The organism is Burkholderia sp. KL41 (assembly GCF_057005415.2).
Genome location: NZ_CM174446.1, coordinates 3134017 through 3154193 on the forward strand (window position 1 = coordinate 3134017; position 20177 = coordinate 3154193).

Below are 20177 nucleotides of genomic sequence, written 5' to 3' on the forward strand. Positions count from 1 at the left end.
CGCCGCGATGCTCAGTCGGTGCTCAATAGTGCTCGCCGACCCGCACGATCTTCAGCGTGTTGGTGCCGCCTGCCTGCCCCATCGGCTCGCCGACGGTCAGCACGACCATGTCGCCGTGCTGCACGTAACCTTGCTTGACGACGATCTCGAGCGCCGCCTGCAGCGCCGAGTCGCGGTCGCTGTTGAAGTCGACGTGCAGCGGCGTCACGTTGCGGTACAGCGCCATCGTGCGCTCGCTGCCGACGCGCGGCGTCAGCGCGAAGATCGGCACGTGCGTGTAGTGACGCGACATCCACAGCGCGGTCGCGCCCGATTCGGTCAGCGCGATGATCGCCTTCGCGCCGAGGTGGTACGCGGTGAACAGCGCGCCCATCGCGATCGACTGGTCGATCCGCGTGAACGTACGGTCGAGGAAATCCTTGTCGAGCTCGACCTCTTCGGACTTCTCCGCCTCGACGCACACGGCCGCCATCGTCTCGATCGTGACGACCGGGTACTTGCCGGCAGCCGTCTCGGCCGACAGCATCACCGCGTCGGTGCCGTCGAGCACCGCGTTCGCGACGTCCGACACTTCCGCGCGGGTCGGCACGGGCGCGTGGATCATCGACTCCATCATCTGCGTCGCGGTGATCACGAGCTTGTTCGACTCGCGCGCCATCCGGATCATGCGCTTCTGCAGCGCCGGCACGGCCGCGTTGCCCACTTCCACCGCGAGGTCGCCGCGCGCGACCATGATGCCGTCGGACGCGTCGAGAATGCTCTGCAGCGCCGGAATCGCTTCCGCGCGCTCGATCTTCGCGATCATCTTCGGCTTGATGCCGTAGGGCGCGCCCGCGATGTTCGCGAGCTGGCGCGCCATTTCCATGTCGGTCGCGTTCTTCGGGAACGACACCGCAACCAGGTCCGCGCCAAGCGACATCGCGGTGCGGATGTCTTCCATGTCCTTCGCGGTCAGCGCGGGGGCCGACAGGCCGCCGCCCTGGCGGTTGATGCCCTTGTTGTTCGACAACTCGCCGCCCACCTTGACGATCGTGTGGATCTCGTCGCCGAGCACGCGCTCGACGGTCAGCACGATCAGGCCGTCGTTCAGCAGCAGCAGGTCGCCCGGCTTCAGGTCGCGCGGCAGTTCCTTGTAGTCGAGCCCGACGCGCTCGTCGTTGCCGAGCTCGCAACCGGCATCGAGGATGAAGGGCTGCCCCGGCGTCAGCGTCGTCTTGCCGTTCTCGAACTTGCCGACGCGGATCTTCGGGCCCTGGAGGTCGGCCATGATCGCGATCTCGCGGCCGACCTTGCGGGCGGCCTCGCGCACCATCTCGGCGCGCTGGCGGTGATCGTCGGCCGTGCCGTGCGAAAAATTGAGCCGCACGACGTCGAGGCCCGCCTGCATCATCTGCAGCAGAATCTCCGGCGAACTGGAAGCCGGGCCGATCGTGGCGACTATCTTGGTGGCGCGCTGCATGAAACTCCTCATCTGGATCAAGGTGGATGCGCTGGGTGAAACGCTGCGAGAGCCGGAAGCGGCAGGCCCAGCGGCGGCCGTTCCGGGGGGCGTGCCGGTGCTTGCGCCCGGCATCGCTTTGTTCTGAATCTCGTGGTGCTGCTCGGCCGCGTCGCCAGCGGCCGCCGGTGCGCGCGGGGCGGTGTTCGCCCGCGCGGGCGCGCGTTTGCGCTTGCCCGCGCCGGCCGGCTGCTCCGCTTTCGCGGAGCGCGCGGCCTTCGTCACCCCTGCGCGCGCCGCCACGCTCAGGCCGCCCGCGTTTCGAGCACTTCCACCGCCGGCAGCTTCTTCCCCTCGAGGAACTCGAGGAAGGCGCCGCCGCCCGTCGAGATGTAGCTGACCTGGTCGTGGATGCCGTACTTCGCGATGGCCGCGAGCGTATCGCCGCCGCCCGCGATCGAGAACGCGGACGATTTGGCGATCGCTTCCGCGAGCGTCCTGGTGCCGTTGCCGAACTGGTCGAACTCGAACACGCCGACCGGGCCGTTCCACACGATCGTGCCGGCCTTCTCGAGCTGGCTCGCGAGCGCCTTCGCCGTATCGGGGCCGATGTCGAGGATCATGTCGTCCGCTTCGATGTCGGCGACCTGCTTCACCGTGGCCACGGCCGTCGGCGAGAATTCCTTGGCCGTCACGACGTCGGTCGGGATCGGCACCGACGCGCCGCGCTCGCGCGCTTCGTCGATGATCGCCTTCGCCTCGTTGACGAGGTCGGCTTCCGCGAGCGACTTGCCGATCGACAGGCCGGCCGCGAGCATGAACGTGTTCGCGATGCCGCCGCCGACGATCAGCTGGTCGACCTTGCCGGCCAGCGACTTCAGGATGGTGAGCTTGGTCGACACCTTCGAGCCGGCGACGATCGCCACCAGCGGACGGGCCGGGTTGCCGAGCGCCTTGCCGAGCGCGTCGAGTTCGGCGGCCAGCAGCGGGCCCGCGCACGCGACCGGCGCGTACTTCGCGATCCCGTGCGTGGTCGCTTCCGCGCGGTGCGCGGTGCCGAACGCGTCGTTCACGTACACGTCGCAGAGCTTCGCCATCTTCTGCGCGAGCTCGTCCGAATTCTTCTTCTCGCCCTTGTTCACGCGGCAGTTCTCGAGCAGCACGACCTGGCCCGGCGCGACGTTCACGCCGTTCTCGACCCAGTTCGAGACGAGCGGCACGTCGCGGCCGAGCAGCTCGGCGAGGCGCTTCGCGACCGGCGCGAGCGAATCTTCCGGCTTGAATTCGCCTTCGGTCGGGCGGCCCAGGTGCGACGTGACCATCACGGCCGCACCGGCGTCGAGCGCGGCCTGGATGGCCGGCACGGACGCGCGCACGCGCGTGTCCTCGGTGATGTTGCCCTGGTCGTCCTGCGGGACGTTCAGGTCGGCGCGGATGAATACCCGCTTGCCGGCGAGCTGGCCGGCGGCGATCAGGTCGGTAAGACGCTTGACTTGGCTCATGTTGAACAGATTGAAGTAGTGGATGGGGAAAGGGGGTTCACGCTGGACGTGCGCGGGCTGCCGCGAAAGGGCGCCGGATGCGGCCGTGGCTGGCGGTTCGCATGACGCGCACGGGTAAAAAATCTCGAACGGGCATTCTAGCCGATCCACCTGGCAGACTGACCCGTGCGGCGGCGAATTCCGCCTATTTGGGATCGCGCGCGGGAACGGACACATTGCCGCAATGCAGCAATGCACCTGCGCGAGCGGCCGGTGCCCGGCGGGCCTGGACGGCGGCTCATCAGAAGATCACGCGCAGCGCGGTGAACACGAGCATCCCGACGACGATCGTGCCGAGCATGCTGCGGCGCCACAAAAACCAGCCGAGGCCGGCAAGCGCCGCGTAGAACGGATGGTTGGACAGCGCGAACGACAGCCCGGCCGGCGTTTCGAGCACGTCGGGCAGCACGACGGCGACGAGCGCGGCGGCCGGCGCGTAGCGCAGCGCGCGCTGCGCGCGTTCGGGCAGCACGGTGCGCTCGCCGCCGATCAGGAACAGCGCGCGCGTGACCGCCGTGACGATCGTCATCCCGATGATGACGATCCAGATCTCCGTCGCGCTCATTCGATCTCCTTCTCGTGCACGGTTTCGGTGCGGATGCGCCGCCAGTCGGCCCGTTCGACGAAGAAGTCGGCCGTGCAGCCGGCCGCGAGCGCGGCGAGCACCGCGAGCGGCAGCGCGAGCCGGTACGGCAGGTCGAACGCGACCAGCGCCACGATGCCCGCGACCGCGACGGCCGCGAGCGTCGAGCGGTTTGCGACCGCCGACACCATGATAGGGATCAGCGCGAGCGTGCCGGCCAGCTCCAGCCCCCAGCTCGCGGGGAAGAAGCTCGCGAGCAGGATGCCGGCGAGCGACGACACCTGCCAGGACAGCCAGCTCGCGAGCGCCATCCCCCAGAAATACGCTTCCTTGCCGGGCACGTGACCGTAGGCGAAGCCCTGTTTCTGGAACAGCAGGTAGATCACGTCGCCATTGAAATAGCCGATCGCCAGGCGCCGCCACAGCGGCAGGTAGGAGAAATGGGGCGCAAGCCCGGCGCTGAAGATCACGAAGCGCGTGTTGACCATCGCGGCCGTGAGCAGGATGGTCCAGATCGGCAGCTTCGCCGCGAGGAGCGGCAGCACCGCGAGCTGCGACGAGCCCGCGTAGACCAGCAGCGACATCGCGCTCGCCTGCGCGAGTGTCATGACCGATTTGCTCATCGCGATGCCGGTGACGAGCCCCCACGAGAGAATCGCCATCAGCGTCGGGGAATAGTCGCGCGCGCCCTGGATCAGCGCGAAGCGGTCGGTGGCGGACAATCGAGCGAGCATGGGAAGCGGGCCGCGGCGGGCGGTTCGTCGGGCCGCCGGCGCCTCCTGCCGGTACGACCCGTCGTTATTGGAATCGGTACCGGGCGATTATAGCGCCGGCCCCGTGCCGACCGACCGGATCGCCGGCAAATGACGCTAAAATAAGCGTCTTTCCGGCTCAACGCTGCATACAACCCGCTGTACAACTGCTTCCCAGGAGAATCCTATGTCAATGGCCGACCGCGACGGCAAGATCTGGATGGACGGCAAGCTGATCGACTGGCGCGACGCCAAGATCCACGTCCTGACCCACACGCTGCACTACGGCATGGGTGTCTTCGAGGGCGTGCGCGCATACAAGTCGGCTGACGGCAGCACCGCGATCTTCCGCCTGTACGAGCACACGAAACGTCTGCTGAATTCGGCGAAGATCTTCCAGATGGACGTGCCGTTCGACCGGGAAACGCTCGAAGCCGCGCAGCTGGAAGTCGTGCGCGAGAACAAGCTCGAGTCGTGCTACCTGCGCCCGATCATCTGGGTCGGCTCGGAAAAGCTCGGCGTGGCCGCGAAGGGCAACACGATCCACGTCGCGATCGCCGCATGGCCGTGGGGCGCGTACCTCGGCGAGGAAGGCCTCGCGAAGGGCATCCGCGTGAAGACGTCGTCGTTCACGCGCCACCACGTGAACGTGTCGATGGTCCGCGCGAAGGCGTCGGGCTGGTACGTGAACTCGATCCTGGCGAACCAGGAAGCAACGGCCGACGGCTACGACGAGGCGCTGCTGCTCGACGTCGACGGCTACGTGTCGGAAGGCTCCGGCGAAAACTTCTTCCTCGTGAACAACGGCAAGCTGTACACGCCCGACCTGTCGTCGTGCCTCGACGGCATCACGCGCGACACGGTCATCACGCTCGCGAAGGACGCCGGCATCGAGGTGATCGAGAAGCGCATCACGCGCGACGAGGTCTACACGGCCGACGAGGCGTTCTTCACCGGCACGGCCGCTGAAGTCACGCCGATCCGCGAGCTCGACAACCGCACGATCGGCAGCGGCGCGCGCGGCCCCGTCACGGAAAAGCTCCAGTCGGCGTTTTTCGATATCGTGTCGGGCAAGAACGCGAAGTACGCGCACTGGCTGACGAAGGTCTGAGCGCGCCGCGCCACCGACCGCCCCACAAAAGAGTGATAAGAGAAAGTCTCATGAGTGAAATCAAGGAAATGCCGCTGGTCGAGCTGACGGCCAAGGATCTTCCCGCGTACTGCCCGAACCCGGCCATGGCGCGCTGGAGCGCGCACCCGCGCGTCTTCATCGACGTCTCGCACGGCGAAGCACGCTGCCCGTACTGCGGCACGCGCTACAAGCTGCGCGACGGCGAGGTCGTCAAGGGCCACTGAGCCCCGGCGGCCGGGCCTGCAGGCTTGCAGGCCCGCCGACCCAACGCGGCGCAGCCGGGCTTCCGGCGCGCCGCCGTTCTCCATTCTGGCAACCCGAACGCGGCGCCTGGGCGCCGCGCTTCATCAAGACATCGGAAGTCGACCTGATGCGTCGAGCGCTGGTTATCGCACCGAACTGGATCGGTGACGCATTGATGGCGCAGCCGCTTTTTGCGCTGCTGAAGAAACTCCATCCCCGCATCGCGATCGATGCCGTCGCGCCCTCGTGGGTCGCGCCCGTGCTCGAGCGGATGCCCGAGATCCACGATGTCTACGCGACCGATCTCGCGCACGGCAAGCTGCAGCTGCTGCGCCGCTGGCAGCTCGCGAGCGACCTGCGCGACGTCGGCTACGACGCGGCGTACGTGCTGCCGAATTCGCTGAAGTCCGCGGTGATCCCGTGGCTCGCGAACATCCCGCTGCGGATCGGCTACACGGGCGAGCACCGCTACGGGCTGCTGAACGTGCGGCACGCGAACCCGACCAAGTCGGGCGAGCGGCCGCCGATGACGACCCACTACGCGGCGCTTGCGTACGCGCCGGGTGCGAAGCTGCCCGAGTCGATGAAGACGCTGCCCGCGCCGCGCCTCGACGCGGACCTGAACGAGACGGCGCGCGTGTCCGCGCGCTTCAACCTCGACACCCGCAAGCCGCTCGTCGTGTTCTGCCCCGGCGCGGAATACGGCCCGGCCAAGCGCTGGCCGCCCGAGCACTTCGCGTCGCTCGCCACCATCGTCCACCAGTCGTTCCCGTACACGCAGATCGTCGCGCTCGGCTCGCAGAAGGACGCCGCGGCCGCGCAGGCGATCGCCGACCACGCGCCGAACGTGCGCAACCTGTGCGGGCAGACGTCGCTGTCGGAGGCATGCGCGCTGATCGCGCGCGCGAACGCGGTGGTCACCAACGATTCGGGGCTGATGCACGTCGCCGCCGCGCTGCGCCGGCCGCTCGTCGCGCTGTACGGCTCGACGGATCCGCGCCACACCCCTCCGCTGTCGGACCTGGCGAAGGTACAATGGCTTCATCTCGAATGCAGTCCCTGCTTCGAACGCGAGTGCCCGCTCGGCCACCTGAAGTGCCTGCGCGAACTCGGTCCCGAGCAGGTATTCGGCGATTTGCGCGGCATGCTCGTCGGGCAACGCTGACCCTGGCCGGCAGCGTCGCACGACGCGCCGGGCAATCCGATTCACCGGTGTACGGCGGCTCCATCCGGGCCGCCGTGCTGAATACGGCGCGCGACGCGCGCGAGAGATAACCCCGATGCCACGTTTTGCCCGCCTCTTCGAAGCCGCCGCCGATACGCTGAACGCCTATTACCAGGCCGTCGCCGATGCCAATCTCGACGCGCTGCTGGGATTGTGGATCGACGAGGATTTCGCCAGCTGCGTATGGGCGGACGGCGAGCATCTGCACGGCCTCGACCAGATCCGCAGCGGGCTCGCCAACCGGCTCGCCACGCGCCCCGTGACGATCGAGCCGCTCGACATCCGCGTGTACGACAGCCTCGGCACGGTCGTCTATACGATCGCCGAAGCGCATCAGCAGGCCGACCTGACGGCCGAACCCGACATGGTTTTCGCCACGTACGTGATGATTCACGAGCGCGGCGAGTGGCGCATCGCGCATATTCACGCGAGCCCGATTCCCGAACAGGCGGCCGGACAATTCGCCGCGAAAATCCGTCACGGGCAGGGTCCGCTGCACTGACGAAGAACGAAGCAACGCATTAGCGGGGCGATCATGAGTACGGCTTCTCCGCCCACCTCGCCGCTGACCGGGGCCCCGGCCCCCAACGACGATTCATCGCGCTATCGCGCACCGCGCTGGCTGCCGAACAGCCATGCCCAGACCATCGTGCCCGCGCTGTTCGCACGGCGCCCGGCCGTCGCTTACCGACGAGAGCGATGGGAAACCCCCGACCACGATTTCATCGATCTCGACTGGGTCGCGCATCTCGACAGCGCGGCGCCGCCGCCCGATGCGCCGCTGTTCGTGCTGTTCCACGGCCTCGAAGGCAGCTCGGGCTCGCACTACGCGCTCGCGATGATGGCCGCCGCGCGCGCGAAGGGCTGGCACGCGGTCGTCCCGCACTTTCGCAGTTGCAGCGGCGAGATCAACCGCCAGCCGCGCTTCTACCATCTCGCCGACAGCGCCGAAGTCGACTGGATCCTGCGCCGGCTCGCCACGCAGCATCGCGGGCCGCTGGTTGCGGCCGGCGTGTCGCTCGGCGGCAACGTGCTGCTGCGCTGGCTCGGCGAGCATCGCAGCGACACGTCGATCCTGCGGGCCGCCGCCGCGATCTCGACGCCGATCGACGTGCACGCGGGCGGGCGCGCGCTATCGCAGGGCTTCGCGATGGTCTACACGCGCAGCTTCCTGAAGACGCTCAAGCGCAAGGCACTCGCGAAGCTCGACCAGTATCCGGGGTTGTTCGACCGTGAAGCGATGCTGCAGGCCGTGACGATGCGCGACTTCGACGAGGTCGTGACCGCCCCGCTGCACGGTTTCGCGAACGCGGACGACTACTGGACGAAGGCGACGACCCGGCCGCTGCTGCCCGCGATCGACGTGCCGACGCTGATCCTCAACGCCCGCAACGACCCGTTCCTGCCCGAATCCGCGCTGCCCGGCCCGGCCGACGTATCGCCGGCCGTCGAGCTCGACCAGCCCGCGGACGGCGGACACGCGGGATTCATGACCGGGCCGTTCCCCGGCCGTCTCGACTGGCTGTCGGCGCGGGTGTTCGGCTATTGCTCCAAATTCGTCGACCATGGATGACATCGTCAGGCAGGCCCTCGCCAAATGGCCGAACGTGCCGCACTGTACCGGCTGGCTGCTGCTCGACCGGCGCGGCGAATGGCGGCTGCGCGACGACGCGGCCCAGGCGGCCGGCGAGCTCGGCTCGCCGATCCGGCATGCGGCGCTGAACGCGTTCATCGGCCGCAACTACGAATGCGACGCGCAGGGCCAGTGGTTTTTCCAGAACGGACCGCAGCGCGTGTACGTCGAGCTTGCCTATACGCCGTGGGTCGTCCGCCTGGCCGAACGCGACGGGCAACTCGCGCTTACCGACCAGACCGGTACGCCGTTCGAACCGGACGAAGCATGGCTCGACGACGCGGGCGGCGTGCTGTTTCGCTCGGCCGGCACGGCGCCGCGCCTCGCGGCGCTGCACGATCACGATCTCGGGCTGTTCGCCGATCACGCGGATTTCGACGCCGCACCGCCGGTACTGCGCTGGCGCGACGGCCGCACGCTGCCGCTCGGCAGCATCGTCTGCGCGGACGTGCCTGCACGGTTCGGCTACGTCGCCAGCCCGGCACGACAGGCCCGCGCCGCGGCCGGCGGCGACGCCTGACCCGCAGCGGCTTCGCCCGCGCCCGGCGCGCGCCGGACGCTACCCGCGGCCGTTCTTCTCGTCGTCGCGCTCTTCCTTGTAGCGCGCCTCGAATTCCAGCAGCCGCGCGCCGATCATCGACTGCTCGTAGAACGAGACGTCCTTCGCGTCGCGCGCTTCCTTCAACTGACGAATCGCCGACGGCCACGCGCCGTCGAGCGCAAGCTTCTCCGCGAGCGCGCGGCGCCGCGCCAGCACGTCGCCCTTGCCGTCGCTCGCCTTCGCGAGATAGTCCCACCAGTCCGGCTGCTCGGGGTCGGCCTTCGCCTGCGCGCGCGCCTGCGCCTGCGCGTCGGCGAAACGGCGCGCCGCGATCAGTGCCTGAAGATGCCCGACGATCGCCGCGTGCGACGCCGGCCAGCGCCGCTGCGCGAGCGCCGCGAGCCGCACCGCTTCGTCGGTGCGCCCCGCACGGCGCGCGATGTCGGCGGCCAGCACGTCGAGGCTCGGCGAACTCGTCGCCGGATCGTCCTCGCGCCGCTCGCGCGCGTCGAACTCAGTGCGTGCCGACGCGAGCGCCTTGCCGGCCGCGTCGTACTCGCCGAGCTGCGCGTTCGCGAGCGCAATGCCGTACCAGTTCGCCGCGACGTTCGGCGCCGTGCGATCGTCGATCTCGGACTGCATCCGGCGCACTTCGGCCGCGATGTCGGTCGGCACGCGGTTCTGCAGGACCCGCAGCCGCGCGCGCACGAACCCGTATTCGGGCGACTGGCGCGGCTGCCGGTACGGCGCGCGGCGCGCGCGATCCTCCATGTCGGCAATCCGCTCGCCGGTCAGCGGGTGCGTGCGCGCATACGCGGGCACGCCCGCATCGCCCATCGACGCGCGATCGAGCCGCTCGAAGAAACCCGGCATCCCGTACGGGTCGTAGCCCGCGCCCGCGAGCAACTGGAAGCCGACGCGATCGGCCTCCCGCTCCGCCGAACGCGAGAAGCGCAGCTGGTTGTCCACCGCGTATGCCTGCCCGCCCACCGCGATTGCGCTGCCGAGGTCGCCGCTTCTCGCGAGCACGCCGGCCAGCACGCCGAGCAGCATCGTCGCGAGCGCCGTATAGCCGGTCTTCTCGTTCGCGCCGATCATCCGCGCGATGTGCCGCTGCAGCACGTGGCCCATCTCGTGGCCGACCACCGACGCGAGTTCCGACTCCGTCTGCGTCGTGACGACGAGCCCGCTGTTGATCCCGATGAAGCCGCCCGGCATCGAGAACGCGTTGATCTGCGGATCGCGCACCGGGAACAGGTCGAAGTCCGGCGTGTAGCCGCCGATGAAGCGCGCGGCCGCCGCAGCCGCGAGCCGCGCCGCCATCGCATTCAGGTAGTCGCGCACGAGCCAGTCGTCGAGGTAGTCGGGATCGCGCCGCACTTCGCGCATCACCCGCTCGCCGAGCCGGCGCTCGGCCTGCGGCGTCAGCGAACCGCCGGAGCCGTCGCCCAGGTCGGGCAGCTCGAGCGCGCGCAGCGGCGCGCGCAGGCTCGCGGCCGGTGCCGATGCGCCTCCCGCGTCGGAGAACCGGCTCTCCGCGCCGCCGTACGTACCGAATACGCCGGCCGCGATGCCGGACGGCACGGTGGAAATCGAGCGGGCGCCGTCGGCCGCCGCTTCGAGCGGCGGTGCGGACGCACGCTGCGCATGGCCGCTCGGCGGCAATGCGAGCGCCACCGACAACGACACGGCAAGCAACTGTTTGACACGCATGGCAGGATGAAAACGACGCCGTCCCGCGCGCCGGGCGCGCATCGCGGCGTTTGGTCTGAATATTCGGGCCATTGTACCGGCGCCGCGATGACTGTCCCGTGCCGCGCCGGCGCCATCTGCGCTCCGGCGACGCGAACGCCGCTGCTATGATAAGCGCCCGTTGAAGCGTTGCATCGGGTCGGGGAGCCGGTTTCGGATGCCGCGCGCTGCCCGATCGCGAAGCAGGATCGACGGACGTGCTCGTGCAAGCACGCCGTTCCACTGGAGCATGACATGTCAGGACTCACCCATTTCGACGCCGCCGGCCATGCGCACATGGTCGACGTCGGCGGCAAGCAGGAAACCCAACGCATCGCGATCGCGCGCGGCACGATCCGGATGCTGCCGGCCACGTTCGCGCTGATCCGCGACGGCAAGGCCAAGAAGGGCGACGTGCTCGGCGTCGCGCGCATCGCCGCCATCCAGGGCGCCAAGCGCACGGCCGACCTCATCCCGCTGTGCCACCCGCTCGCGCTGACGCGCGTGGCCGTCGATTTCGAGCTCGACGACGCGCTGCCGGGCGTCCACTGCGTCGCGCAGGTCGAGACGTTCGGCCGGACCGGCGTCGAGATGGAAGCGCTGACCGCCGTGCAGGTCGGGCTGCTGACCGTCTACGACATGTGCAAGGCCGTCGATCGCGGGATGGTGATCACCGACGTGAGCGTGCGCGAGAAACGCGGCGGGAAGTCGGGGGACTGGAAGGCGGAAGAGTAAGGCTTTGTTTCGTAAGTCCTTTCCTCGATTCCATAGCTGCCGTCCGGTATCACCTTCGTCTGACGAAATCGCCTCGAATCTGACTGCTGGCATACGAAAAATCGATCTTGTCCCACTCCTGTCCCACGGGAGACTGGAATGGCTTCAATTCGCCAACGAGACGGGAAATGGCAGGTACGTGTTCGGCGTCGAGGATTCGCCGACGAAGCAAAAACGTTCAACACGCGCACCGATGCGGAGCGATGGGCGCGATCCATCGAAACGGAGATGGATCGCGGAAGCTTCGTCAGTCGCAGTGAGGCCGAAGCGAACACGCTCGAAGACATCATCAACCTCTACATCACCGACGTATGTCCGACGCAACGTAGTGGCCCGGACGCAATCATTCGGCTTCGTGCTACTTGCCGTAACACGCTGGCAAAGCTAAGTATGGCTGCACTGACGCCCAAGGCTATCGCAGCCTACCGGGACGAACGACTGAAAAAAGTGAAGCCAGCCACGGTAATTCGCGAACTGGCCTTGCTTTCGGCCATCATCAACCACGCTCGTCGCGAATGGGACATCAACATCACGAATCCCGTTGCGTTGATTCGCAAGCCAACCACCCCGCAAGGCAGGGACCGGGTACTGTCTCCAGAAGAAGAAACACGGCTTCTTGCCGAACTGGTTCCGGTCGGCCGCATTAACGTATGGCTGCTTCCGGCAACAATCCTGAGCTTGGAGACGGGCATGCGACGCGGCGAACTGGTCGAACTTCAGTGGTCGAACGTCAATCTCGAAGCCCAGACGGCGCATTTGCCAATGACCAAGAACGGGACAGCACGAACCGTCCCTCTGTCTAAGAAGGCTATCGCCACGTTGGCAGCATTACCGCGATCCATCGATGGCCGGGTCATTCCGGTCAAGGGACTCACATTGCATGCAGCGTTACGGAAAGCTTGCATACGAGCAAGGATCACCGACTTCCACTGGCACGACCTACGGCATACGGCCATCACGCGAATGGCCCAGAAACTGCCGAATGTCATCGAGCTGGCGGCAGTCTCCGGACATCGCAGCTTGACCATGCTGAAGCGGTATTACCACCCGTCAGCGACCGAATTGGCCCGAAAACTAGGGTGAAGGACAAGGCACCGCCCGATGGCCACTTTCTCGTCCGGAACAAGGTACGATCAACGCTCTGGCATGGCTGACAACGACAAGCCGCACCGTCGGTCGCTTACTCTTGAGAAACCCGCATCACAAGAACAACGCACAAACATGTCACGACAATTCCTCGTAGTCCAAGCCAAACCGGGTGGCGGTGTCGAACTGTTTCCCATGAGAGAGTGGTGTCTCAATCACCCAGACGAGATGCCGGCCGGTTTAAACATCAAGCAGGTCAATTCGCATCGAGTCAGGGACGAACTTCGACGCATTGGCTGGAAGGTAGAGGAAAGTGACACCCAAGTCCTCATGTTCCCACCGGGCTTCGTCGATGATGGACGTGTTCAAGAGATGCTTGGTACCGGTGATGCCCTCGACAACGACGAAGACATCCGCGAAACAGCGTTCGAATTGGAAGCCCAACTACAGGACTTCATCGCGTATAACATCCAATCCGTACCAATCAACGGCAAACGGCTGACGCTCTACGTCGATCCGACCAGCGGTTCCAAAGGCATCGAATTCCAGACGCCCGTTGGACGCATCGACGTGCTTGCAACTGACGCTGACGGTGGATTTGTCGTCTTCGAATTGAAACGGGGACGAGCGCCAGATCATGCAATCGGGCAGCTTGCGCGATACATGGGCTGGCTGAAGAAAACCATCGCGCGGGACCGCGAAGTGCATGGAGTGATCGTCGCGCGGGGAATCAACGAAACGCTGCGGTACTCAGTAGCAGCGGTCCCGAATGTGTCCTTGTACGAGTATAAAGTGCGGTTCGACCTGTTCAAGATACCTGAAGCGACTGAATGACTGGCGGATCGGCGGGCTGCTGCGAGATGAATGTTTATCGCCAGCCCCCCCTTGCGCCACAATAAGCCGAACGACGCGAAGTCCAGACATATCAATGACAACCATTCCCTGCAAGCGATCTGCCTTCGGCCCGGCTTGGGGTAGAAGTTTCAATGGTAGCCACCCACTTTCGGCACCATGGCCCACCTTGGTTTGGGCCGCGATAACAGTGGGCAAACCGGGCTTTCCATTCCTCACCAATCACGGTTGGCACTCCGTCAGCGACATTATCGTGCGGAGCCACATGGTGTACGCGAACCTTCGTGAAGGCACTGGCCGCTACTACAAATCCAGCTATTACGAATCGTTAGATCCTACCGAGAAGGGGTTTGTCTCTTACTTTCTCGGGATGATGGCGGCAAAAATTGTCGCCGCTGATGTGCTGGATGTACCATGGCTCTTTCACTTGTCGATGTTGCAGTCTTTAGGCGGCACGGCAACGCTCATTGGCCGGTCGGCACCGGACTTGATCGGTCTCAATCGAAGAATGGAGTGGGCCGTAGTGGAAGCAAAAGGCCGGACAAATCGCCATAGCCCTGATGCAGCCACCGCCGCAAAATTACAAACCAGACAGCTTCGGAAGATCAATGGTCACTTCCCGTTTGTTCGAGTTGCGGTTCAAGCGTTCTTCTCACCTGAGCTTGAATTTTCGGTAGACGATCCCGATGACTACGACGACGACGCGCCCGATTTTCAGGGCAATATCGATCTCGCCTTCGAGCGGTACTACGCGTACACAGTACGCGCGATCCACTCCAACCCAAAGCAGATGTCAATAGCTGGCGATGAGTTCCGATTTGGCGTGATTGAGGAACTCGGGATATCGGTTGGCCTGCCAACTAAGGTATTGACGATGCTCGAAAATCGTCAGTTCACCTCTGTCGCGAGATATTTGTCGGAACGCCGATTTGCTGAAGGGTCCGGTGTTTTGCCCGATGGAATCGCGATTTTGCTGGACAATCGATGGGCCACCGAGCAAATGCGGCTTGATCTACCGAGCAGAGACCGGTCGGGCACAACCTGACTCTACGATCCAATATCGTGCGAGTCCCACTCTCGAACCGCGTTCGTTACCTGTGCGCGAGACAGTCTCGAAGCAGCGGTTCGACGAGATCAAAGCCCCGAAGCAGTCTTAGCCATCGATTCGGGATTCCATCAACGCCGAAGCGGATTCCTGCCAGTCCGCACGCGACCGCCGCCGTCGTATCGGTGTCGTGCCCGAACAGGATCGCGGTTCGGGCAACGTCTTCGAACGATTCCTCTTCGAGCGCCTTCCTGACTGACCAGATCGTGTCCAGCACGTAGCCGGTGCCACGGGGCAGATCAGTTTTCGGGAAACGCCTTAGCACGTCCAATTCGGCCTGAAAAGCCTTTCTTTCGGCTTGATCGGGCCACCCGTCGTAAATCTCTTCAAGACGTTGGTCTGCCGATGACCAAGGATTAGCCAACCGCTTCAGGTATCCGCGCGCGACAAGACAGTAGAACGCGCAAGCAACCAACGAACGTGGATGTGCGTGCGTCGGCAACGATTGAAGGTGGGCGTCCCGAGCAAGGTCGTCATCAGAACCTCTGTGCCACAGGGCGAGCGGCAATGTTCGCATCAGACTGCCATTGCCGTTGTCCATGACGGACACGCCGCCCGATTCAACGGGGGACGCCCCGTCATGCAGCCGATCTAGGCTGCGCGCGGTCTGGACTCCGCAGTCGAACACATCGCCATCGACGGCCATATAGCCCTCATCCCGCCAACGAAGCAGCTTATCCGCGAAGTCCGTCAAGACGAATCGCCCACATTCAAGCAGGCTAGCAAGCAAGCATAGCGTCTGCGCACCATCGTCCGACCACGTGCCGGACTGCACATCGGCATATGTTCGGTTGAAGCTCACGGGCATGGTCATTTCAATCCGATCACGCGCAGGAATTTGGCTTGGTCGCTTGAACTCGAAACCGACGCCCAGTGCGTCACCGACAAGCAAGCCGATAACTCCGCCGATCCTTACATCAGGGCAGTCGCGCAGCCCGAGATACCCTTGATCACTGTTCATCCGATCCCCCTTGGACATGTCACTTTACTGGACCCGCGTCCAATACCGGGTCACTAAAGAGAAAAACCGCCTTCAGGCTTTCACCATCAGGCGGTTCTCCGTTTATGCCGAATCTCGACATCTGCTGATCGCATCTCGCTACCGCTACATCGCAGACAGCCTCTCGATTCGGACTTGGGACACATTCAGCAGGCATGCCGCATCGTCGCATGCGTTGCGCTCCTTCAACCACTGGCGCTGATCATCTTTCAGGCCAACTGGATCGTTCGTTTTCGAGCGTGCGGCGGAATAAGCAGCGTTCAGTCGGCGATCCGCGTCGGCTGTTTCAGGCGTCGAACAGATCAGCTTCTCGATCTTTGACACAGCCTTACCGCAGTCGAAGCTCGCCTGAATCACCGAGGTGGCGGATGCGAAATTTCCGGCATTTGCGACGCCAAACGCCGCATGCGCTCCGACTACGTCAGCATTCTCAGGAACTGACGCGCCGGCACGTTGATTGTCAGCCGTCTCTACGGTCGATTGAACTCGCGTCGTCGCATTGCCCGCATCTGCCCGCTCGCCAGTAGAGGATGCAACTGCCGGGGATGCAACTGATGCCCCTTGTCGGGTTGTTGCACCCGCAATGGTCGCCACGACATGTTCGGTATCGGCATGAGGTGCTGAACCACCGTCGATTCGATGAACGCCATAAAGCACTGCCGCCAAGAGGCACGCAGCACCGACGAACGCCACGGCAGCCATGAAAAACGGCGGCCCCACTTCAAGCTTCATCTCCTGCGCGTACTGTCAACGTCGGGCGTAATTTCCCCAGAAGTGTCGAAGTAAAAATCCCCACCCTGTGCGAACGGTGATCAGCCGCCATCGTGATCAGGTGAACTCCTACGGGGGCGGCCCGGTCGCCGGCGAGCGGGTTCAACGGGCACGGGGGTCAGCGAGGATGTGCGGTTGCGCAGATGGTCAGGCAGCAGATCGGCGTGCTCACGCAGGCGATACGACGACCCCTCGATTTGCACCACAATGGCGTGATGTAGCAGACGGTCAAGCAGCGCCGCTGCGACCACGCTATCGCCGAACACTTCGCCCCATTCGCCGAAGCTGCGGTTCGAAGTCAGGATGATGGCGCATCGCTCATAGCAGGCATTGACGAGCTGGAAGAACAGGTTGCCGCCGTTCGAGCCGATCGGGAGGTACCCGATTTCGTCAACGATCAACAGGCTGTTGCGTGCAAGGAATCGCACACGTTGCGTGAGATTGCCCTCGCGCTCGGCCTTGGCCATCGAGGCAACAATTTCGGCAAGCGTGCCGAAGTAGACGCTCTTGCCAGCTCGCACGGCTTCGACGCCGAGCGCGACGCATAGATGGGACTTCCCGGTTCCAGGCGGGCCGAGGAAGTGAACTGTTTGCCGCCGCTCAATGAACTCGAGCTGCGCGAGCGCCATGATGCGATCACGGTCCAGGCTGGGCTGGAAACTGAAGTCGTAGCCAGCCAACGTCTTGATCGTACCGAGCCGCGCAGTTTGCAGTGCCATCTTGATGCGCCGGGTTTCACGTGTCGTGAACTCCTCGCCCAACAAGGTTTCGAGCACCTCCATCATGGAGCTGTCGCCCTGCTCGAAACGCTTCATGGTGGCGTCCAGCGCTTCGAGCGCTCGCGGCATGCGCAGGCCAACCAGGTATCGGCGAATCCGTTCGAGTGTCGATGATGGCATGCTGTTCATGCAGGCCTCCCGGCACCGGCCAGGCGTTTGGCCACCTGGTCATAAAACGCCAGCGGGCGACGCACAACCGGCGTCGCTGGCAGTGGAGCGGCATGCTGTGTAGCCTGCTTCTGACGGTCGTGTGAACGTCGGTGCCCCGGCAGCAGCGATGTTCGTCGACGGCCTTCGAGCACTGGATGAACGGCCAGCAGCTCCCCGTCCTCGTAAATGCGGATCTCGTGAGCCAGGCTGTGAATGTCGAGCGTGCGCCTGCGGGTACGGTCCGGCACGCTGTAGTAGTTGCCGCCGACGGATACGAGCCCTTCGTGACTGACGCGCCGCTCAAGCCGGATCACACCGTTAAACGTTCCAGCGGGTAAGGCCTGCAATGCGGGCCGCTCCTCGCTGAAGTGCTGGGTGACGACACGATGCGTGGTGCCATGCAGGCGGACATTGGCAACCGTGTCGAGCCATTCGCGCAACTGACGGTTCATGTCGCCGAGGTTCTGGAAGCGGCGAGCCAGGAAGAAGTCCTGCCGGATGTACCGGTAGGGGCGCTCGACCTTGCCTTTGGTCTTGGCGCGATAAGCCTTGCAAGCCCGTGGAGTAAAGCTGTAGTGCTGCGCGAACGCGACCAGCTTCGCGTTGTAGACGATGTGCTTCTCGACCTCGCCCAGCACAGCGGTCTTCATCCGGTCGTAGAGAATCTCGCGCGGCACTCCGCCCAGATGTTCGAACGCTTCCATGTGACAGCGCAGCACCGTCTGCAGGTCCTGATGCTCAACGAATCGGCCCCACAGGTACCGGCTATGTCCGAGGACGATCGAGAACAGCCAGATCGAGCGTCGCTGGCCCGGTGCGTCGTCGAATTCAACGTTGAAGTGTGCGAAGTCAACCTGCGCCTGATGGCCGGCGGCGGTCTCGAAGCGCACTTCGAAGCCGCGCTGGCGTGGCGGCCGAACCTCCCGTACCAGGTCGCCCAGCGCAGTGCGACCACCCTTGTAACCCATCGCCCGGACTTCGCGCAGCAGCCGCTCAACACTGAGTTCCGGGAACGTGCGTACGCGTTCGGTCACATAGCTGACGAAGGGGTCGACTACACACGGTCGCGGTGCACGCGGGCCGTAGCGCGGCGCCTGAACGCCATCCTTGATGTATTTGCGAATCGTCTTGCGATCCATGTTCAGTCGAGCGGCGATGGCAGAGATACTCAGCCCCTGCCGGTGCAGTTCCAGAATCGTCATCACTTCTCCCAGCTCGACCACCGACACCTCCCAGGACGGATCTCAAGGGCGATATGGTCGGTGATCAGTCAGTGCGGTGCGCGGCATCCCTGCCGCGCACCGCACTCATGAAAACTGGGGAAATTTACTTCGACGAAAGTGGGGAGTATCTATCCGACGCTGACACGTACAGATCGGTCATGCTGGACGCGATGATCATGTCAGGCTTCATGTCATGTCGAACGGCCGCCCCAAAAGCGAATGCACGCATACCGACCCACGGAAACGCGAGCGCGAATACTACGCTGATGACCCCGTACTTCAGCCCTAGTAGAGCAACTGCAAAGAAGGCCACGATGCAGAAGATCGCGGCCCCGACAAGGCCCACGATCCATCCAATCACCTTTGCGTCCCTTCGATCACGTGCCTCAGCCTTTTCTGCGGCTTCGGCTGCCCGCGCGCTCGCCAAGGCAGCGGCAAAGTCCGCCCCGCAGTGCCTACACCGGATGGCTTCATCTTGTATGGCTTCGTAGCAGTAAGGGCATTTCTTCATATTGGACTCCCCGGATTGTTGTGATTCCCCGCACAGACGCTTGCTTCACGACAGCAAATTTCAGGGCTTCATTTAATAAGGTACATGTACCGTAGTGGTGGTCGCATCATATCCGAATGATTCGGTGGATGCCAAACCTCAGCAGCCACCGCCAAGACCCCGTACTCGTCGCCCTCGGGCAAGCGATCCGCCGCATGCGCAAAGAACGCGACATGTCGCAGGAACAACTCGCGCTGTCCGCCGAAGTCGATATGAGCTATCTCGGGCGAGTGGAACGCGGCGACAACAATGTCGCCGTTCTAAGGCTCAAGCGGATAGCCGATGCGCTCGGAATGACGATGACTGAACTAATGGCCGAAGCTGGACTATGAGACCGTTGGCGCAATTGCCGACTTCCGTACCCGCATGATGGTCTGACGGCTGGTCATCATGTCTCGTGCAATCTGCGCAACGGATACGCCTGCATTCAGTTGGTCCATGACGGTCGCACGCTGTGCCTCAGTCAGTACAGATGGACGCCCGAATGTCTTGCCTTCTGCCTTGGCGCGGCGAAGCCCCGACTGAGTGCGCTCAACGAGAAGGTCGCGTTCGAATTCGGCGACGGCGCTAATCACACCCATCGTCATCTTCCCGGCTGCACTGGTCAGGTCCACGCCACCAAGGGCGAGGCAATGAACGCGAACCCCGTTGGATGCCAGTCGTTCGACCGTGGCCCGCACGTCCATTGCGTTGCGGCCAAGCCTATCGAGTTTTGTGACAATCAGAACGTCACCATCTTCCAGTCGATCTACCAGCTTCGCGAATGCCTTCCGCTCGAATGCCGGAACTGATCCACTGGTCGTTTCACTGATGACCCGCTGCTTCGCTACTGCAAAACCGGCTGCTTCGATTTCTTGTACTTGATTGTCCGTCGTCTGTTCGGCGGTGGATACCCGGCAGTAAGCGAAGATTCGTGTCATTCACACCTCAGCATGTCCGAAAAGGACGTACGAATAATACTCCCTGTCCGATACGTATACAAGCTATTTTTCGGACATAGCGAAGTTAGGGGGTCCGGAACCGGTCGATTTCGGACAGCGACGCATTTGCGAAAGTTGCTTCGGCGTT

The 20177-nt window shown here is 64.3% G+C and carries 23 protein-coding genes; 12 read left to right on the forward strand and 11 right to left on the reverse strand.

Annotated features, from left to right (window positions below):
- Positions 1–22: 22 nt before the first annotated feature.
- Entirely contained in the window at positions 23–1459 is a 1437-nt protein-coding gene (pyk, locus tag PQB87_RS14765; RefSeq protein ID WP_021164117.1) for a pyruvate kinase, read from the reverse strand.
- Here pyk and PQB87_RS14770 point away from each other — a divergent pair.
- Positions 1458–1586 carry a hypothetical protein gene (locus PQB87_RS14770; RefSeq protein ID WP_021164118.1) on the forward strand — a complete coding sequence of 43 codons (129 nt, stop codon included), beginning with the start codon at positions 1458–1460 and terminating at the stop codon, positions 1584–1586. The two genes, pyk and PQB87_RS14770, sit on opposite strands and share 2 nt — an antisense overlap.
- A 157-nt stretch (positions 1587–1743) precedes the next feature.
- Here PQB87_RS14770 and PQB87_RS14775 read toward each other — a convergent pair whose 3' ends face one another.
- The 3 genes from PQB87_RS14775 to PQB87_RS14785 all read right to left on the reverse strand — a co-directional run bounded on the left by PQB87_RS14775 (position 1744) and on the right by PQB87_RS14785 (position 4296).
- On the reverse strand, positions 1744–2940 hold the full coding sequence (locus tag PQB87_RS14775; RefSeq protein WP_060199198.1) for a phosphoglycerate kinase: 1197 nt from the start codon (positions 2938–2940) through the stop codon (positions 1744–1746).
- 280 nt (positions 2941–3220) lie between these two features.
- Positions 3221–3544 carry an AzlD domain-containing protein gene (locus tag PQB87_RS14780; RefSeq protein WP_021163740.1) on the reverse strand — a complete coding sequence of 108 codons (324 nt, stop codon included), beginning with the start codon at positions 3542–3544 and terminating at the stop codon, positions 3221–3223.
- The gene (locus tag PQB87_RS14785) at positions 3541–4296 is read right to left on the reverse strand and encodes an AzlC family ABC transporter permease (protein WP_048025000.1); all 756 of its coding nucleotides are present in this window, start codon (positions 4294–4296) and stop codon (positions 3541–3543) included. The genes PQB87_RS14780 and PQB87_RS14785 overlap by 4 nt, the downstream gene beginning before the upstream one ends.
- A 205-nt stretch (positions 4297–4501) precedes the next feature.
- Here PQB87_RS14785 and PQB87_RS14790 point away from each other — a divergent pair, with 205 nt between their 5' ends.
- The 6 genes from PQB87_RS14790 to PQB87_RS14815 all read left to right on the forward strand — a co-directional run bounded on the left by PQB87_RS14790 (position 4502) and on the right by PQB87_RS14815 (position 9067).
- On the forward strand, positions 4502–5425 hold the full coding sequence (locus PQB87_RS14790) for a branched-chain amino acid transaminase (RefSeq protein ID WP_011353071.1): 924 nt from the start codon (positions 4502–4504) through the stop codon (positions 5423–5425).
- 50 nt (positions 5426–5475) lie between these two features.
- The gene (locus PQB87_RS14795; RefSeq protein ID WP_006749970.1) at positions 5476–5670 is read left to right on the forward strand and encodes a zinc-finger domain-containing protein; all 195 of its coding nucleotides are present in this window, start codon (positions 5476–5478) and stop codon (positions 5668–5670) included.
- Positions 5671–5816: 146 nt separating this feature from the next.
- Positions 5817–6854: a lipopolysaccharide heptosyltransferase II gene (gene waaF, locus PQB87_RS14800; RefSeq protein WP_027785312.1), complete on the forward strand. Its 1038-nt coding sequence runs from the start codon at positions 5817–5819 to the stop codon at positions 6852–6854.
- 115 nt (positions 6855–6969) lie between these two features.
- Complete coding sequence (locus PQB87_RS14805) at positions 6970–7416, forward strand: nuclear transport factor 2 family protein (RefSeq protein WP_006749968.1); 447 nt, start codon at positions 6970–6972, stop codon at positions 7414–7416.
- 33 nt (positions 7417–7449) lie between these two features.
- Positions 7450–8487, forward strand: a complete 1038-nt coding sequence (locus PQB87_RS14810; RefSeq protein WP_059688808.1) for a hydrolase — start codon at positions 7450–7452, stop codon at positions 8485–8487.
- On the forward strand, positions 8480–9067 hold the full coding sequence (locus PQB87_RS14815; protein WP_153488770.1) for a DUF2946 family protein: 588 nt from the start codon (positions 8480–8482) through the stop codon (positions 9065–9067). Before PQB87_RS14810 ends, PQB87_RS14815 begins: the two co-directional genes overlap by 8 nt.
- A gap of 39 nt (positions 9068–9106) precedes the next feature.
- On the opposite strand, the gene PQB87_RS14820 is transcribed toward PQB87_RS14815, so the two are convergent.
- Positions 9107–10801, reverse strand: coding sequence for a M48 family metalloprotease (locus PQB87_RS14820; protein ID WP_111938829.1), 1695 nt, complete (start codon positions 10799–10801; stop codon positions 9107–9109).
- A gap of 273 nt (positions 10802–11074) precedes the next feature.
- Between PQB87_RS14820 and moaC the strand changes: the two genes are divergently transcribed.
- The 4 genes from moaC to PQB87_RS14840 all read left to right on the forward strand — a co-directional run bounded on the left by moaC (position 11075) and on the right by PQB87_RS14840 (position 14576).
- Positions 11075–11554, forward strand: coding sequence for a cyclic pyranopterin monophosphate synthase MoaC (gene moaC / locus PQB87_RS14825; RefSeq protein WP_420210175.1), 480 nt, complete (start codon positions 11075–11077; stop codon positions 11552–11554).
- A 138-nt stretch (positions 11555–11692) separates the two neighbouring features.
- Positions 11693–12676: a tyrosine-type recombinase/integrase gene (locus PQB87_RS14830; protein WP_489242283.1), complete on the forward strand. Its 984-nt coding sequence runs from the start codon at positions 11693–11695 to the stop codon at positions 12674–12676.
- A 63-nt stretch (positions 12677–12739) separates the two neighbouring features.
- Complete coding sequence (locus tag PQB87_RS14835) at positions 12740–13513, forward strand: endonuclease NucS domain-containing protein (RefSeq protein ID WP_489242285.1); 774 nt, start codon at positions 12740–12742, stop codon at positions 13511–13513.
- A gap of 94 nt (positions 13514–13607) precedes the next feature.
- Positions 13608–14576 carry a hypothetical protein gene (locus tag PQB87_RS14840; protein WP_486422773.1) on the forward strand — a complete coding sequence of 323 codons (969 nt, stop codon included), beginning with the start codon at positions 13608–13610 and terminating at the stop codon, positions 14574–14576.
- Positions 14577–14622: 46 nt separating this feature from the next.
- Here the strand turns inward: PQB87_RS14840 and PQB87_RS14845 are convergent, their stop codons facing one another.
- The 5 genes from PQB87_RS14845 to PQB87_RS14865 all read right to left on the reverse strand — a co-directional run bounded on the left by PQB87_RS14845 (position 14623) and on the right by PQB87_RS14865 (position 19070).
- Positions 14623–15615, reverse strand: a complete 993-nt coding sequence (locus PQB87_RS14845) for an ADP-ribosylglycohydrolase family protein (RefSeq protein WP_489242287.1) — start codon at positions 15613–15615, stop codon at positions 14623–14625.
- Positions 15616–15741: 126 nt separating this feature from the next.
- Positions 15742–16368, reverse strand: coding sequence for a lysozyme inhibitor LprI family protein (locus tag PQB87_RS14850; protein ID WP_489242289.1), 627 nt, complete (start codon positions 16366–16368; stop codon positions 15742–15744).
- An 80-nt stretch (positions 16369–16448) separates the two neighbouring features.
- Positions 16449–17315, reverse strand: a complete 867-nt coding sequence (gene istB / locus PQB87_RS14855) for an IS21-like element helper ATPase IstB (RefSeq protein WP_489241748.1) — start codon at positions 17313–17315, stop codon at positions 16449–16451.
- Positions 17312–18538, reverse strand: coding sequence for an IS21 family transposase (gene istA / locus PQB87_RS14860; protein ID WP_248557994.1), 1227 nt, complete (start codon positions 18536–18538; stop codon positions 17312–17314). Before istA ends, istB begins: the two co-directional genes overlap by 4 nt.
- A gap of 124 nt (positions 18539–18662) precedes the next feature.
- Positions 18663–19070, reverse strand: a complete 408-nt coding sequence (locus tag PQB87_RS14865; RefSeq protein ID WP_489242291.1) for a hypothetical protein — start codon at positions 19068–19070, stop codon at positions 18663–18665.
- 128 nt (positions 19071–19198) lie between these two features.
- Between PQB87_RS14865 and PQB87_RS14870 the strand changes: the two genes are divergently transcribed.
- Positions 19199–19441, forward strand: coding sequence for a helix-turn-helix domain-containing protein (locus PQB87_RS14870; protein WP_489242293.1), 243 nt, complete (start codon positions 19199–19201; stop codon positions 19439–19441).
- Here PQB87_RS14870 and PQB87_RS14875 read toward each other — a convergent pair.
- Positions 19436–20029 (reverse strand): recombinase family protein, encoded by a 594-nt coding sequence (locus PQB87_RS14875; RefSeq protein ID WP_489242295.1) that lies wholly within the window; start codon positions 20027–20029, stop codon positions 19436–19438. The two genes, PQB87_RS14870 and PQB87_RS14875, sit on opposite strands and share 6 nt — an antisense overlap.
- Positions 20030–20177 lie beyond the last annotated feature (148 nt).